Source organism: Akkermansiaceae bacterium (genome assembly GCA_017798145.1).
Taxonomy (GTDB): Bacteria; Verrucomicrobiota; Verrucomicrobiia; order Verrucomicrobiales; family Akkermansiaceae; genus Luteolibacter.
Genome location: CP059069.1, coordinates 1,309,007 through 1,323,597, shown reverse-complemented (window position 1 = coordinate 1,323,597; position 14,591 = coordinate 1,309,007). Strand labels below are relative to the sequence as shown.

15 protein-coding genes are annotated in these 14,591 nt (G+C 63.2%); 9 read left to right on the top strand and 6 right to left on the bottom strand.

Annotated features, from left to right (window positions below; translation table 11 throughout):
* Positions 1-86: 86 nt before the first annotated feature.
* Positions 87-809 carry a biotin--[acetyl-CoA-carboxylase] ligase gene (locus HZ994_05650; protein QTN31833.1) on the top strand — a complete coding sequence of 241 codons (723 nt, stop codon included), beginning with the start codon at positions 87-89 and terminating at the stop codon, positions 807-809.
* Between the two features lie 48 nt (positions 810-857).
* A complete protein-coding gene (locus tag HZ994_05645; GenBank protein ID QTN31832.1) occupies positions 858-1,694 on the top strand; it encodes a hypothetical protein in 837 nt (278 codons plus the stop codon).
* 13 nt (positions 1,695-1,707) lie between these two features.
* Here the strand turns inward: HZ994_05645 and HZ994_05640 are convergent, their stop codons facing one another.
* From HZ994_05640 to HZ994_05630, 3 genes are all read right to left on the bottom strand, one after another.
* Complete coding sequence (locus HZ994_05640) at positions 1,708-2,562, bottom strand: DUF817 domain-containing protein (GenBank protein ID QTN31831.1); 855 nt, start codon at positions 2,560-2,562, stop codon at positions 1,708-1,710.
* Between the two features lie 115 nt (positions 2,563-2,677).
* Positions 2,678-3,958 (bottom strand): argininosuccinate synthase, encoded by a 1,281-nt coding sequence (locus tag HZ994_05635; GenBank protein ID QTN31830.1) that lies wholly within the window; start codon positions 3,956-3,958, stop codon positions 2,678-2,680.
* A 166-nt stretch (positions 3,959-4,124) separates the two neighbouring features.
* Positions 4,125-4,382, bottom strand: coding sequence for a hypothetical protein (locus HZ994_05630; protein QTN31829.1), 258 nt, complete (start codon positions 4,380-4,382; stop codon positions 4,125-4,127).
* A gap of 70 nt (positions 4,383-4,452) precedes the next feature.
* Between HZ994_05630 and HZ994_05625 the strand changes: the two genes are divergently transcribed.
* Together HZ994_05625 and HZ994_05620 are read left to right on the top strand one after the other, a co-directional pair.
* A complete protein-coding gene (locus tag HZ994_05625) occupies positions 4,453-4,989 on the top strand; it encodes a recombination protein O N-terminal domain-containing protein (protein QTN31828.1) in 537 nt (178 codons plus the stop codon).
* A gap of 65 nt (positions 4,990-5,054) precedes the next feature.
* Positions 5,055-5,945, top strand: coding sequence for a tetratricopeptide repeat protein (locus HZ994_05620; protein ID QTN31827.1), 891 nt, complete (start codon positions 5,055-5,057; stop codon positions 5,943-5,945).
* An 11-nt stretch (positions 5,946-5,956) separates the two neighbouring features.
* Here HZ994_05620 and HZ994_05615 read toward each other — a convergent pair whose 3' ends face one another.
* Positions 5,957-7,645: a hypothetical protein gene (locus tag HZ994_05615; protein QTN31826.1), complete on the bottom strand. Its 1,689-nt coding sequence runs from the start codon at positions 7,643-7,645 to the stop codon at positions 5,957-5,959.
* An 82-nt stretch (positions 7,646-7,727) separates the two neighbouring features.
* Between HZ994_05615 and proC the strand changes: the two genes are divergently transcribed.
* The 5 genes from proC to HZ994_05590 all read left to right on the top strand — a co-directional run bounded on the left by proC (position 7,728) and on the right by HZ994_05590 (position 12,879).
* Entirely contained in the window at positions 7,728-8,528 is an 801-nt protein-coding gene (gene proC, locus HZ994_05610; GenBank protein ID QTN31825.1) for a pyrroline-5-carboxylate reductase, read from the top strand.
* Positions 8,529-8,602: 74 nt separating this feature from the next.
* Positions 8,603-9,562 carry a tetratricopeptide repeat protein gene (locus HZ994_05605; GenBank protein ID QTN31824.1) on the top strand — a complete coding sequence of 320 codons (960 nt, stop codon included), beginning with the start codon at positions 8,603-8,605 and terminating at the stop codon, positions 9,560-9,562.
* A 29-nt stretch (positions 9,563-9,591) separates the two neighbouring features.
* The gene (locus HZ994_05600) at positions 9,592-10,098 is read left to right on the top strand and encodes a hypothetical protein (protein QTN31823.1); all 507 of its coding nucleotides are present in this window, start codon (positions 9,592-9,594) and stop codon (positions 10,096-10,098) included.
* 63 nt (positions 10,099-10,161) lie between these two features.
* Positions 10,162-11,700, top strand: coding sequence for a hypothetical protein (locus HZ994_05595; GenBank protein ID QTN31822.1), 1,539 nt, complete (start codon positions 10,162-10,164; stop codon positions 11,698-11,700).
* A 21-nt stretch (positions 11,701-11,721) separates the two neighbouring features.
* A complete protein-coding gene (locus HZ994_05590; GenBank protein ID QTN31821.1) occupies positions 11,722-12,879 on the top strand; it encodes a hypothetical protein in 1,158 nt (385 codons plus the stop codon).
* 5 nt (positions 12,880-12,884) lie between these two features.
* Here the strand turns inward: HZ994_05590 and aroE are convergent, their stop codons facing one another.
* Positions 12,885-13,778, bottom strand: coding sequence for a shikimate dehydrogenase (aroE, locus tag HZ994_05585; protein QTN31820.1), 894 nt, complete (start codon positions 13,776-13,778; stop codon positions 12,885-12,887).
* Between the two features lie 16 nt (positions 13,779-13,794).
* Positions 13,795-14,508: a type I 3-dehydroquinate dehydratase gene (locus HZ994_05580; GenBank protein ID QTN31819.1), complete on the bottom strand. Its 714-nt coding sequence runs from the start codon at positions 14,506-14,508 to the stop codon at positions 13,795-13,797.
* Positions 14,509-14,591 lie beyond the last annotated feature (83 nt).

Genomic DNA, 14,591 nt, shown 5'->3' with positions numbered 1-14,591 from the left:
AAAGGCATCATGCAAACGGGTGTTGAATCTTTCCGGCATCGAAACAGGATGCGCGGATGAATTGCTTCGGTCAGATTGCGGAGCGCTTGCCGGATCCATTCCGGGTGCTGTGGCGGGAAACGGTATCCTCGACGAACGACGAGCTGCGTGCGCTGGCCGAGAAGGGCATGGCGGAGGGCTTGGTTCTGGTCGCGGAGGAGCAGCTGGCGGGGCGCGGCAGGAGGGGGGCGGAATGGTTCTCGCCGAAGGGAGAGTCGCTGGCGTTTTCCGTGCTGCTGAAGCCGTGCCAGCCCAAGGCGTTCTGGCCGCGGCTTGCCCTGGTTGCGGGCTTGGCGGTTGCGGAGGCCTTGGATAGGTGGGTGCCGTTGGCGGAGATCAAGTGGCCGAATGATGTGATGGTAGGGAGGAAAAAAATTGCGGGGATCCTGGTGGAGGCGGGGGCGGATTTCGTGATTGTCGGGATCGGGATCAATGTGAACAGCACGGGTTTCCCCCCGGGTCTTGCCGCGACCTCGATGGTCATGGAGCGGGGCGGGGAGCTGGAGCGCGAGGAGGTGCTGCTGGAGGTGGTGACACGGCTGGCACATCATGTGGGAAACATAGGTGCGGGCTTCGACCGTCTGCTCGGCGGGGTCAGGGAGCGTTGTTTCCTGACAGGCCATCGGGTGACGCTGAAATGCGCGGACAAGGTCAGGGAGGGCTGCGTACGAGGGATAGGCGCGGGCGGGGAGTTGCTGCTGGAGGCGGATGGGAAAACGGAGGCGATTTTCCAGGCGGATGAAGTCAGGCTGTTTGGGGAAAGGGGCTGATTGGCTTCGTTGGAAGATGTCAAGCCACGGATTGCACGGAATACACGGATGAGGCTTGTGAAAACCGTTGATTGGATCTTTTGCCCGCTTTGGATGGTGGGATTGATGTTGGGAGTTGGGTGCCTTGCTGCAGGGGATCTGGTGCTGCCGCAGGTCGCGACCGGGGAGCCTGCGGCGGGCAGGCGCGTGGCTGTCGCGGGTGAGGGTTACGAGGGGACGGCAGTCAGGCATCTGCTCTATCTGCCGAGGGATTGGGTGAAGGGGCGTAAGTATCCGGTCATCGCCGAGTATCCGGGCAACCGCTGGAAAGGTGGCTCGGGCGATGTCGATTCCTGCAAGCTGGGATATGGGATTTCCGGAGGTGTAGGCGTGATCTGGGTTTCCCTGCCATTCGTTGACAAGGAGAACGGGTGCAATGCCACCAGTTGGTGGGGCGACGTGGGGGCGACGGTGGACTACTGCATGGCGACCGTGAGGCAGGTATGCCGCGAGTATGGCGGTGATGAAACGAACCTGTTCCTCGCCGGATTCTCGCGAGGGGCGATCGCCTGCAATTTCATCGGCCTGCATGACGATGAAATCGCGAAGCTGTGGAGGGGGTTCATCTGCCATAGCCATTACGATGGGGTCAGGGAATGGGGCTACTCGGGGGACGGGCGGGAGGCTGCGTCGGCAAGGCTAAATCGATTGGGCATGAGGCCGCAGTTCATCAGCCATGAGGCGAGTGTGGATGCGGTCAAAGGGTATCTTCGCGATACATCTCCGGAGGGGGATTTCACGTTTGTGGCGATGCCGTTTGCAGAGCACACGGATGCCTGGGTGCTGCGGGATACGCCGGAGAGGAGACTTCTGCGGGATTGGTTGCGGCGTAGCCTTGCGAAGTGACCGCTTTCCGGGTTCAGATCGACTTTCCGGGAATGATCTTTCCCGGCCCCTGGATGCCGAGTTTTTCCTCAAGCCGGCGCAGCGAGCAGATGAGTATGAAGGAGAGCTGCATGAGCAGGTACCATGCGGTGAACTTGGAGAAATGGACGGGCTTCCAGCCGTTTTCCTGGCCTGGATATTGCCACGCGCGGGCGGCGGTGCCGAGGTTCTCGGCGATGTAGATGAACAGGGCGACGAGTGCGAAGCCCAACAGGAGAGGCATGCGCAGTTCCATGTCCTTCGGCCTGTAATGGATCATGGTTTTCCTGAAGGCGATGGCTCCGGCAAGGATGAGCGGCCAACGGATGTCCAGGGTGTAGTGGTGGGTGAAGAAATTCGCGTAGGCGAGGATGGCGATGGCTCCGGCGATCCAAAGCGGAGGAAATCCGGTGAAGCGGAAATGGAATCCGCGCCACGCGCGCGCCATGTAGGAGCCGACGGCGGCATACATGAAGCCGGTGAAAAGCGGGACGTTGCCGATGCGGAGGACGGAATTTTCCGGATAGCTCCAGGACCCGATCCCGGTGGAGGTTTTGAAAAGCTCCATGGCAGTAGCCATGAGGTGGAAGAGCAGGATGACACCGATCTCGCGCCAGGACTCAAGCTTCAGGAAAAACAGGGAGAGCTGGATCGCGATGGCGTAGAGGACGAGGAAATCGTAGCGGGCGAGGGGGATGTCCGGATACCAGATGCGGGTGGCGAGGATGCCTGTTAGAAGGAGCGCGCCGAAAATGCAGGCCCAGGCCTGTTTCAGGCCGAACCAGAGGAACTCGTGGATGCCCGGATGGCTGCGGGAGAGGGGGAGGAGGGCTTTTTCGATGAAGGTCATGAGAAATTGAACCGCTAACCCGCGAAGCCATGGGTTGCGAGGAATTGGAAAATTTCTTTTCCGGAGGTTCCTTCGCGTCTTTGCGTCTTCGCGGTTCAAGTTTCTTTCCCAATGCCTACTTCTGCCTCGCGTTGGCCTTGAGGCGGAGGGCGTTGAGGGCGATGAAGCCGGTGGCGTCATCCTGGTTGTAGGCTGCCTCCTGGCCGCCTTCCATGGTGGCGACGTGCTCGTCGTAGAGCGAGTGCGGGCTGCGGCGGCCGGCCTGCATGACGTTGCCCTTGTAGAGTTTCAGGCGGACTTCGCCGGAGACGGTTTTCTGGGACTCGGTGACGAGCGCCTGGATCGCGAGGCGCTCGGGAGCGAACCAGAAGCCGTTGTACACGAGCTGGGCGTACTTCGGGATGAGGGTGTCGCGGGTCATCTGCAGCTCGCGGTCCATGACCAGGGTCTCGAGATCGCGGTGGGCGGCGAGCAGGATGGTGCCTCCGGGGGTCTCGTAGATGCCCCGGGATTTCATGCCGACGAAGCGGTTCTCCACGATATCGACCCGGCCGATGCCGTGGGCTCCGCCGAGGGCGTTGAGGCAGCGCATGACACCGTAGGGGGTGAGCAGGGTGTAGCCGTCCTTTTCGCCGAGAACCATGAAATCGCCCAGTGAGGAGATGAGTTCGCCAAGGCCTTCGGTCTGTAGGCCGATGATGTTGCCCTTTTCGAAGAGGCACTGAAGCATCTGCGGCTTGTCGGGGGCTTCCTCCGGGGAGACGGAGAGGACATACATGTCCCGGTCGGCGGGGCCTGTGGCGTCATACCAGACATCTTCGAGGGCACCGGCCTCGAAGGATATGTGGAGGAGGTTGCGATCCATGGAGTACGGTTTCTTCATGGAGGCCTTGATCGGGATGTTGTTTGCCTCGGCATACTCGATCATCTCCTTACGGCCGGGAAACTGTTTGCGGAATTCCGCGTCGCGCCATGGGGCGATGACCTTGATGCCGGGGGCGAGGGCGGCGGCGGAGAGTTCGAAGCGGACCTGGTCGTTGCCTTTGCCGGTGGCGCCGTGGGCGATGGCATCCGCGCCTTCTTTCAGGGCGACTTCGACCATGCCCTTGGTGATGCAGGGCCTGGCGATGGAGGTGCCGAGCAGGTAGCGGCCTTCGTAGAGGGCGTTTGCCTGGAACATGGGGAAGATGTAGTCGCGGGCGAATTCCTCCTTCTGGTCGTCGATGTAGCACTTGGATGCGCCGGTGGAGAGGGCCTTCGCCTCAAGGCCGTCGAGTTCGTCGCCCTGCCCGCAATCGGAGCAGTAGGCGATGATCTCCGCGTTGTATTTTTCCTTGAGCCAGAGGAGGAGGACGGAGGTATCGAGGCCTCCTGAGTATGCGACGACGATTTTCATTAGATTCTGAGCTTTGAAATTCCAAACCCGAAAGAACACGGGTTCTTCGGGCGGCAGACTAGGCGAGGGGTGTCCTTAGGGAAGAGGAAACTGCGTTTGCGGGCATGAAAAAACCGGGCTTTCCCGAAAAGGAAACCCGGCATTGGGAGATCGGCGGATGCGCCGTTCAGTCCTCGGCGTTCTTGGCGGCCTTTTTCGCGGCTTTCTTGGCTGGGGCTTTTTTGGCGGCCTTCTTGGCGGGAGCCTTCTTGGCCACGGCTTTCTTGGCTGCAGGCTTCTCATCCGCTGGGGAGTCGGCTTTCTTGGCCGCTTTCTTAACGGTGGCCTTGGGGAGGATGCCCCCTAGCTTCGCCTGCTCCTTTTTGCGCTTCAGGTAATCCGCGCGGCGGCGGCGTTTGATCTTTTTGTTTGATTGCTGTGCCATGGTTGCTGGACAGTGGCTAGGGCAGCGAAACGGACGTATCAAGCCGAATCTTCAATTCATTCAATTCCAAGTGTTTGCCACGGAAGCCATCCTGATCCGCACAACCCGCCTTACGGACACCAGCCTGATCGTCCATTGGTTCACGCTGGGGGAGGGGCTGGTGAAGACGGTTGCCAAGGGTGCGCTTAGGCCGAAAAGCCCGTTCGCGGGGAAACTTGACCTGTTTTTCTCCGGGGAGATCGGAGTGGCGAGGGCGAGGGCGGGAGAACTCCACATTCTGCGGGAGGTCGCCATCTCGAATTGGAGGGAAGGTCTGCGCAGGAAATACGAATCCGCCCTAATGGCCGGATATTTCTGCCAGCTCGTGGAGGCGGCGGTCGAGCCGGGTCACGCGGATGCGGAGATGCACGATCTGCTGCGGCGCGGGCTGGATCACCTGGATTCCGAGGAGCCCGGCCTGAGGGCGATGCTGCATTTCGAGAAGCAGATGGCCGGACTGCTCGGGATATCCGGCGGCAGGGCTTCGGTGGCGGATTCACTGCTGCACCACCTGGGGCGCCTGCCTGCATCAAGGAAACAGCTGCTGGAGAGAATGGGCGGGGATTGAAGGTTTTCGCTGGCCATGGAGGGGTGTTGCGCATATCCATTGCAAATACAAAACAAGCTTCACCCATGGACACACCCACCGCGAATTTCATCCAGATCATGCAGGACAGGGTCCTCGCGCTCCGCAACGAGGGCAACCTCCACGAAGCCCTCCACGCCGCCAACGCAGCTGTCGAGAAAAGCCAGCACGCGCTCAGCCCGGATCTCGATACCATCGACGCCTTTGCCACATCGCTGGAGTCCCGCGCCGGGATCTTCCTCGAGCTGGGTCGCCATGATGAAGCCATCGAGGATGTGGAGCACGCCATCGACCAGCTCGAAAACAGGCCGGACAGGATCGCGCAGGTGGGCAGGCTCTACGCCCTGCTCGGTGCGGCGTTCGATGGCCAGGGCCGCAGCGAGGAGGTGACACGCGCATGGCAGGCTGCTGTGGAATACTTTGAGAAGCACGAACCGCCGCTCCTTCTTGATGTCGCCGCGATCACCAACAACCTGGGCTTCATCGCCAAGGCTTCCGGCGATCTCGATGCGGCGGAGGACCATTTCCTCAAATCCCTTGAGATCATGCACGCGGAGCTCGGCCAGAACCATGAGGAGACGGCCGCCGTTTCCAACAACCTCGGCGCCGTCTATCTGGCGGCCGGCTATCTCGACCAGGCGCGCGAGATGCACATGATGGCCTTGGAGACGCGGCGGGAGCTCTTCGGCGAGAATCACCCGGACACCGCCCAGTCCCACAACAACCTCGCCCTGGCGCTGCTGAAGACGGGGGACAGGAACTGGGCGCGGAAGCACTTCGAGAAAGCCTTGGCCGGCTTTGAATCGCTCGGGGCCGCCTATTCGGATGACCTGGAGTCCGTTGCCTCGAACTATTGCGATTTCCTCAAGGAAGAGGGCGAGGAGCAACTTTCTGAAATCATCGCGGGCAGGGTGAAGGATCTCCTTGCGGGCTTCTGAGCGGCGCACCCCTACTCGGATTCCGGTGCGGGAGCATCCTCCTCGGCCGGCTCCGGGCCTGATGCCTCCGCGAGTTTTCCAGCCTTCTCGAGGCGTGCGATGGACTCGGCGTCGTTGGGAAAGCGTTCAAGGGCTTCCTCGTAGGCTCGGACGGCCTTGTAGGGCAGGTTGCGGGCGATGAAATAATCGCCGAGGCGCATCGCCATCGGGGTGAGGATGGGTGGCGTGTTGAGCATGGTGGCGGCCTTCTGCCTGTCCGCTGCGCCGCGGAACCAGTTGAATGCGGAGCCGTGCCCGGCGGGGGGGCCGGCGAGGGCGAGCCTGCCGCGCAGCTCGGCGGCCAGCATTTCCAGTGCCCGGAAGGAGCGGTTCCATTCCGTCTGCTCGCCCACAGCTGAGGCGATGTTGCGCCGTTGTGCCATCGCTGTGCCGTGGAAGCTCAGCGCGGCGATGGTTTCCGAGGCTTTCTCCACATCCCCCGCATCGAGCAGACGCTGGGCTTCGAGTGCGATGCGGAGCCCGTCGATCCACCAATAGGCCAGGGATTTCTCACGGAAAGGTTCACTTTCCTTGGGAGGCGGCAGGGACTCCAGGGCCTTCTGTGAATCGCCGGGGGCGCTGCGCCGCAGCAGGATGCGAGCGGGCAGGGTTTTCGCATCCCAGAGGAGATGGCGGGTGCCGGGGGCGAATGGGCGCGCCGGGTCAAGGGTGGTGCCAGCGATCTTTTCCGCAGAGGCCAGGGCGTTGTCGAAATCCCCCTTGGATGCCATCGCGACGACGCGGTAGCACTCGGCTCGCACCCATCCCTCGCAATCGGCGGGACTTGCGTCATTTGCCTTCATCCAGGCCGAGTAAAGGCTTGCGGCGCGGCTGAATGCGGAGACCGCCTTCGCGTGCTGGCCGCAGCGCCACTCGTAGTGGCCGAGGACGTGGAAATACGGGGCGTAGTCCGGCACAAGCTGGCAGAGCCTGCGCGCCAGATCGAGCGAAGGGGCGAGATCCGGCCCCTCCGCACGGATGAGGAGCAAGGCATGGAGCGGGAGGGCGTTATCGGGATCCCTTTCGACGAGTTTCATGAGGCGTTCCTCCGCCGCATCCTGGTCCGGCGTGATGTCCCCGAACTCATCGTATCCCCCCCGCCCGAAGAGGGCTGCGAAAATCTCGGACTGCATCTCACCGGGGAACTTGTCCGCCACCTTGCGGAAAGCGACCGCCGCACCCTTTGGCCCTTCCTGGATGTATTTGATGAGGCCGAATGCGAATCCTCGCTCCAGCTCCGTGCCCGCGCCCTTGTTGATGAGGTCGAGCAGGCGGTTGGTGGCGGCGAGTCGGAAGGCATCGGTTTCCGGCGAGGGGGAGAGCATGCTGATGACCATGCCCCAATGTGCCATGAGGCATTGCGGATCGGCCTCCATGGCGATGGCGAAATGGCGCATGGCCTCGAACTCCCATCCTCCGTGGAGGTGGTTCAGCCCCTGTACGGTATGGATCTGGGCGGTCTCGTTCGCGGCGCTGACTGCGGTGGCCAGCCCTTTGTGGAAGTTGAGCACGGTGGGTGCGCCCAGCTCCGAGACCGCTGCCGGGATGCACTCCGCGACGGTGGGCAGCCGCACGGGGGGAGCTTCCGGCGGCGGCTCCCCCTGCGCATGGCAGGCGGCGAATCCGGCGAGCAGGAAAAGGAGCGTGTGCGGCTTCGGCATGCCACAAGGATGATGCAGGGCGGCGCATTTCCAAGGAAAATGACGCTCGCCTCGCTGCGGGTTTCCCCCCTAGTCTCGCCGCATGAAGCTTGGTGTGATCGGTTGCGGGAAAATGGGGACTGCGCTCGTGCAGGGCGCGATCTCGGCCGGGGTGGTGGACAAGGGCGGCGTGCTGGGCACGGATGTGATCCCGGCTGCCAGGGAGAACTTCACCAAGCAAACCGGCGCGGTGGCCACCGCAGAGATCGCCGAGGTGCTGGCCGCGTCCGATGTCCTGCTTCTCTGCACCAAGCCACAGGATGCGTTTTCGGCGCTTGCCGGGTTGGGATCCCATGCCGGCGGCAAGCTCATGATTTCCATCGCCGCAGGGGTCACCATTTCGGATCTGGAGAAAAACACCCCGGAATCCGTCCGCGTGATCCGCAGCATGCCCAACACTCCTGCGCTTGTCGGCAAGGGGGCCGCCGCCTATTCGCTCGGCGGGCGATGCAATGCTGCCGACGAGGATGCCGTGCGCTCCCTGCTTGGCGCTGTCGGCCTCGCCGTTTCACTGCCGGAAAAGCTCATGGACGCGGTGACCGGCCTTTCCGGCAGCGGGCCCGCCTACGTCTATCTCATCATCGAGGCGATGGCCGACGGCGGCGTCCGCGCCGGATTGCCGCGCGCGGAGGCCTTGCAACTCGCCGCGCAGACCGTCAGCGGCGCTGCCGAGATGGTGCTGCAAACCGGCAGCCATCCCGCCATGCTCAAGGACATGGTCACATCGCCGGGCGGCACCACCATCGCCGGGCTTGCCGTTCTGGAGGAAAAAAACGTCCGCTCCGCCCTGATCGGGGCCGTATCCGCAGCTGCTGCCAGATCGGCGGAACTCGGCAAACGGTGAGCCCGGGACATGCCCGCGTGGCATCTCCTGCAATTTGCTCTTTCACCCCGCGCCAAAGTTCCTATGTTTGCGGCATGACGAAGCGTATCCCATTGGCGTTGGCTGTTCTCGGTGCTGTTGTGACGGCGGTTTCCTGTGGTGGCGACGACGATCGCATCCCCCTTGCGGGAAACACGCAGGCCGCTTCCGGGGAGGGCGAGGCGCTCTATCGGATCGCCAAGGCCTCCGATGATGCGGGCAAGCGCTCCAAGGCGATCAAGCAGTATGGCCGGGTGGCGGACAAATACCCCTTTGCGCCTTCCGCCGCGATGGCCAGATACCGGGAAGCGGAGTTGCTTGAGCAGGAAGGCGATATCGTGGAATCCTTCGAGGCATACCAGAAATTCCTCCAGAGGTACCAGGGCAGCGGCCTATATTCAAAGGCTCTCAGCAAACAGGCGGAAATGGCGCAGTCCGCCGCGGACGGCAAGGTCAAGGCTGGCTTTTCCGGACTCAGGATCATCGGCATCAAGGGCAGCCTTTCCACGGATAAGGCCGTCGAGATGCTCGGACAGGTGCGCGACAACGCACCGCGTTCCGAAACCTCCGCCAAGGCACAGTTCACCATCGGCGAGCTGTATCAGGCGGAGCGGGAAGCCAAGAAATCCAAGCTCGCCATCGAAGCCTACCGAAAGCTCGTCCGCGACCAGCCCGACAGCAAGTATTCCGCCGAGGCGCTGTTCCGGGTCGGCGTCGTGCTGCTGGCCGAGGCGGACCGGGGCAACCGCAACCAGGCCACTCTCGACCTCGCCGACGAGGCGTTCCGCGACTACCTCATGCAGTATCCCGGCCATGCGAAGAACGCCGAGGCGCGCAGGCTCATGGGCAGCCTGAAAAGCAAGGATCTCGCCCGCTCGCTCGAGATCGCCGAGTTCTACGACAAATCCGGTCAAACCGAATCCGCCAAGATCTACTACCGGGAAGTCCTGAAAAACTCAGCATCCGGCAGCGCCCATGAAAAGGCCAAGGCCAGGCTCAAGGCGCTCGGCGAGTGAGTGATTCCCACCCCATGACACCGATCCCAATGAAACCCGCACTCCTGGCAATCCTCTCCCTCGCCCTCGCATCCTGCGCCGGCTACGGCCTGGGCGGCTCAAAGCCCCCTTCTTTGGCCAACGTGAAATCCATCGCCGTGCCGATGTTTGCCAACGGAAGCCTCGAACCCCGCGCGGAAGCCCTCGCCACATCCGCCGTCACCGATGCGCTCGTCCAGGACGGCACATACAGGCTCGCCGCAAGGGGAGATGCGGATGCCGTTCTCGAGGGCAGGATCCAGGGTGTCGATTACTCCACGCTGAGGAGTTCCAGGCTGGACTCGCTCCTCGCCGAGGAACTCACCAACGAAGTCACGCTCGCATGGGTGCTCCGCGATGCGAAAGACCCGACCAAGGTGCTGGCCAGCGGGACCAGCGCCGGATACAGCACGTTTTTTGCGGATTCAAACCTCCAGACAGCGCGCCGCAACGCTCTGCCCGATGCCTTCGGCAGAGCCGGCCAAAGCCTTGTGTCCCGGCTTTCATCCGGGTATTGATACGGAAACAACGAAAGGGGTGTAGGTCATCGCATGGCACGGCGCCCACTGAGAACAACCAGAATGGATCCCGACCTAGAAGACCCTAACAACCACGTCCCGCCCATCGCCCCGGGTGACGATTGGGACGATCTCGACGAGATTTCCGAGAAATCCCGCATGGGTCTGCCTCCGAGGAAAGCCGATCGCGGGCTGCCTCCGAAAAAGGAATCCCGCTCACCCCAGGTGAGCCGCCATGCACCCCTGCTCAAACTCGAGCAGGAAGGCCAATACAACCCGCTCAAGCCTAGCAAGGCCGCCCCGCCGAAAAAAACGGGACTGGAGCAAGAGGACGCCGCAGTGCCGGAGCAGCCTGAGATCCCCACCCGCAGGAAGGCAGCAAAAAAAACGGCGAAAAAAACAGCTGCGAAGGCGTCGAAAAGAGCGGGTGCTGCCAAGAAAAAAGCTCAAGGCCTGGTCGAGCCCCGCACCATGAAATCCAAGCCGGAGGAGCCGGAGCTGGTTCCGATGGACACCGAGGAAGCCGCGGATGCCAGGATCAGCCTGCCCCCGGCCCCGACCTCGAAGCGCCTGCGCGTGAATGAGATCGACCCCTCGCACGACCCTCTGGCCGGGCGCGCCGTCCGGAGAATGCCCGCTGTCCAAACCGCACCCGCAGCTGCGGCCGCCGCCGCCGAGGGCGGGCAGGTGAGCCCGCAGCCCACCATGCAGAAGCGCCGCCGCTTCAGCCGCGGGGAGCGCGCGGATTGGGGTGAGAAATCCGGCGGCAGCTCCCTGAAATGGATGCTGCTCACAGGCTTGGGCGTGGTTGCCATCGTGGTGCTGGCCGTTGTCCTCAGCCAGCTTCCGGATGGGAAAGGCAATCGCAGCCAGGATCAGTCGCTTTACAGCCAGATGACGCCGGACAAGACCAAGCCGGCGGATGAAAGCGATGACCTCAGGAACCTGGAGATCCTCACCAACAGCCAGGAAGAGGCGAAGTCGATCTTCGCCATCTACGCTTCCGCCGAAAACCCTGAGGATTTCATCCCATACGCCTACGCGGCGGAACGTAACAGTGAGCTGATCAAGAAGGAGTGGAAGCCCTTGGGCATGAAGGCCGGGTGGACAGCGGACGACTCGGTCTGGACGGTTTTCGACAAGGAAAACAGACGCTACGGGATCCTCGAGGGTACGCTAGCCGATTTCACCAGATTCAGCGCCTTTTTCCGCCAGGAGGCGGGTGTCCTGAAGATGGATTGGAAAGCCAGCACCGGTTACTCCAGCGCCGGTTTCGCCTCGCTCAAAAAAGGCGAGGGCGATGGCAGCGAGACCAGGGCGTGGGTGTCCATGGCGGATTTCTACACCTTCGCCTTCCCGGAGGAAAAATACCGCTGCTACCGGCTCATGTCGAAGGACGGCCATGTGAATCTCTGGGGTTATGTGCCGATCGGCGGTGGGCTCGATGAGGAATTCCTCAATCTTTTCCAGCCCAGCCAGATCACCGGGGAGGTGCAGGCCGATGCGCAGGTCATCCTCAGGCTGGGTCCTGGCCCGGTTGAGTCCCTTCCTGACCAATGGCTCATCGACGGGTTGCTGGCAAAGAGCTGGCTGGGCGAATGACCGGAGACTGACGAAGCGCCTATGATCAAACCTCACTATCACTGCGGTCGCTGTGGCTCGCTCTTCGGCTCGGAGCTAGGCCACGACGCCAACAGGCTTTGCGGCATCTGCGGGCAGAAGCCGGGCACCGGCGTTTGGCCGTCCTCTGGCCCGGGCAACGGAACTTCGCTGCGGGACGATGCGGTCGCGAGCTTCGCGAACAAGGGTCAAGCCCTCGATGAGGGCGGCCAGCGCGCTGTCCGGAAAAAGAAGCGCAAGAACCTCATGTTGCGGCTTGTGGTTGTCTGGGCACTGCTCATGGGTCTTGCCATCTGGTGGCACAACCGCAGAACCGGCCTGGCCGACAAGATCCAGGGCATGCAGGTGGCCAGGACAGACATGGCCGAAGGCACGCTGGCTGACGAAAGGATCGCCCTGCTCACTGCCGCGCTGCCGGATTGCCACCGCGCGCTCGGGGGCTTCCTCACGGCCGGCACCCCTGAAGGGCGCAACCAGTTCGTGGCGGATCCCATCCCGACGGCCGGCAGGATGGCCACCTTCTACGCCTCCAACCCCTTCCCCTCGGTCGATGCGAAAAACATACGCAGGGTGGGGCAGGAACCCCTGAAAATCGGCGATGAATGGGTCATAAACACCCGCTGGAAGGAAGGCGCGGATGGGGCGATCTTCGATGCCGTCTTCCTCCGCAAGGGCGGCACATGGCAGCTCGATTGGGAGCATTTCTCCCGCTACGGGGATCACCCATGGGCCCTCTTCCTGGCCGGAGGCGGACCGGAGGAAGGCGAGTTCCGGCTGCTCGCCAGGGAGGTCTCCGGCGATGGTGGGGCGGATCGCGGCGGGTCGCGCCTGCGCTTCGAACTCATCTCCCCGGTCTTCGGGAAGCCCCTGGAGACCGGCATTTCATCGCCGATTTTCGTGATCGAGCGGCGCAGCGACGAAGGCATTCTGCTGGAGGCTGCCTTTGCGGCCAGGCGGGATGGCAGGTCGATTTTCGGATCCACGATGGAACCCATGGAGCCGGACGGCCTGATCCGCGTCCGGGTGCAGGTGAGGCGCGGCGAATTTGGGGGCAAGAGGAGCTTCGAGCTCAGGAAGGTGATCGCCTGTCACTGGATCGAAAGCGATGTCACGGGCTTCGATCTCGATGAGCTCAAGGACGATCTCTTCGGCGGCAGCTGAGAAGCTCAGGGTTTCCCGGCCATCGCCGCCCGCATGTGGGGTAGGGGGCTTGTCCCGGGGAACCAGTGCCGGAAGGCGATGTCACCCTGGTGGATGAGCAAGCCCAGGCCGTTGGCGGTGCGGCAGCCGGTGCGCCGCGCGGCGGCCAGGAACGGCGTCTCGGGTGGCTGGTAGATCGTGTCGTAGGCACAGTGCCGGGGCGAGAGGAATTCCTCCGGGATCACCTGCGCGTCTCCGGCCTTCAGACCCAGTGATGTCGTCTGCACGAGCAGGTCCGCGGCATGGCAGAGGCCGGCGAGGGAGGGATCCGAAAACGGCACGGCTGCGATTTCCGTTTCCGGGGAAATTTTCCGAAGTCTTTCCGCAAGCGCCTCGATCTTGCCCGCACTGCGGTTGACAAGCGTGAGCCGGGCCGGCCTGGCGATGGCGCATTGCGTGGCGATCGCCTGCCCCGCGCCGCCTCCCGCGCCGAGGATCAGGGTGTGGACTTCGCCGGGAAAGAACCCGAAGGCCTCGCTCACCGCCTGCTCGAAGCCGGGGCCGTCGGTGTTGAATCCCGCCGTCCCGCCGTCCTTGAAAACGACGGTGTTGACCGCGCCCAGAAGCCGCGCCTGCGGGCATACCTCATCGCAGGCTTCCATCGCCTCGAACTTGTGCGGGACGGTCACGTTGCAGCCGATGAAGCCGAGCCCTCTCATCATCGCGAACGCCTCGCGGATCGCGCCGGGCATGACTTCCAGCCGCACGTAGGCCGCGGCGATCCCGAACGCATCCAATGCGGGCTGGTGCAGCTGGGGCGATGCGGAATGGGCGACAGGGAATCCCAGCACGGCGAGGCGTGCGGGTTTCTCCCCGGTGCATGAGGAGGCCAGGTTTGCGGGTGTCAGGTATCCGTGCATCGGGGACTCGCTTGTTCTAACAGATAGGGCGCAGGGAGCGGATGTTTTCGCGCAGCCGCCGTGCGGACCACTGGCCCGGCGCAGTGGGTGTCGAGCCCAGGTAGCCGTAGTTCAGGACGCTGCCCGCCTGGGCGCAGAGCAACCGCGAGACGGGGGCCAGGACGCCCATCCCCATCGTCGCCAGCGGGATTCCCGCATCATTCATCTGGAAGTGGGCGAGAGCCGTTAGATCATCCATCGTCCGCAGTTGCGCGGCCGCCTTGAAGGCGGCGGCACCCGCCTCCCTGGCGATACCCGCCTGGGCTTCCAAATCGCCGCGCGAAGGCAGTTTCTCGAAATCATGGTAAGAAGCGATCCAAGGCACGCCCTCCGCCGAGATCTCTGCGATCAGGGCCGCCATCTCAGGGATGGAGCGCGCCTCGATGTCGATGAGGGATGCATGGGGAAGCGCCGCCCGCAGCATGGCTGCGCGCGTTCCCACATCAAGATCCACCGGGGAACCCTCGCTGTGGCAGCGGGCGGTGAAAAGCAAGGGGAAGGGCGCCAGGTGCCCCCATGGCGCAGCACCGCCCTGCGGGAATTCGCGGTGGAGCAGGTCGAGCCTGATTTCGGCGATGTCGCACTGCCCGGCTAGCGATGCGGGGCTCTCCTCCGCCAGCGCCCTGGCATCGCCGATGCTGCCGACAACGGTCGTGGCGGGATCGGGAAACGGGAATGCGGTGCGCGGCATGGGCGTAGTCAAGCCATCGGCGCGGCCATCCGTCAACCGCTTGTCCGCCCGCCATGGGAGAAACATGGAGCATTTTCCTGAAA

Excerpts from the sequence above, each read along its gene's own strand:
- HZ994_05645 (QTN31832.1), top strand. The coding sequence starts at position 858 with ATGAGGCTTGTGAAAACCGTTGATTGGATCTTTTGCCCGCTTTGGATG.
- HZ994_05640 (QTN31831.1), bottom strand. The coding sequence starts at position 2,562 with ATGACCTTCATCGAAAAAGCCCTCCTCCCCCTCTCCCGCAGCCATCCG.
- HZ994_05635 (QTN31830.1), bottom strand. The coding sequence starts at position 3,958 with ATGAAAATCGTCGTCGCATACTCAGGAGGCCTCGATACCTCCGTCCTC.
- HZ994_05630 (QTN31829.1), bottom strand. The coding sequence starts at position 4,382 with ATGGCACAGCAATCAAACAAAAAGATCAAACGCCGCCGCCGCGCGGAT.
- HZ994_05620 (QTN31827.1), top strand. The coding sequence starts at position 5,055 with ATGGACACACCCACCGCGAATTTCATCCAGATCATGCAGGACAGGGTC.
- HZ994_05615 (QTN31826.1), bottom strand. The coding sequence starts at position 7,645 with ATGCCGAAGCCGCACACGCTCCTTTTCCTGCTCGCCGGATTCGCCGCC.
- proC (QTN31825.1), top strand. The coding sequence starts at position 7,728 with ATGAAGCTTGGTGTGATCGGTTGCGGGAAAATGGGGACTGCGCTCGTG.
- HZ994_05605 (QTN31824.1), top strand. The coding sequence starts at position 8,603 with ATGACGAAGCGTATCCCATTGGCGTTGGCTGTTCTCGGTGCTGTTGTG.
- HZ994_05600 (QTN31823.1), top strand. The coding sequence starts at position 9,592 with ATGAAACCCGCACTCCTGGCAATCCTCTCCCTCGCCCTCGCATCCTGC.
- HZ994_05595 (QTN31822.1), top strand. The coding sequence starts at position 10,162 with ATGGATCCCGACCTAGAAGACCCTAACAACCACGTCCCGCCCATCGCC.
- HZ994_05590 (QTN31821.1), top strand. The coding sequence starts at position 11,722 with ATGATCAAACCTCACTATCACTGCGGTCGCTGTGGCTCGCTCTTCGGC.
- aroE (QTN31820.1), bottom strand. The coding sequence starts at position 13,778 with ATGCACGGATACCTGACACCCGCAAACCTGGCCTCCTCATGCACCGGG.
- HZ994_05580 (QTN31819.1), bottom strand. The coding sequence starts at position 14,508 with ATGCCGCGCACCGCATTCCCGTTTCCCGATCCCGCCACGACCGTTGTC.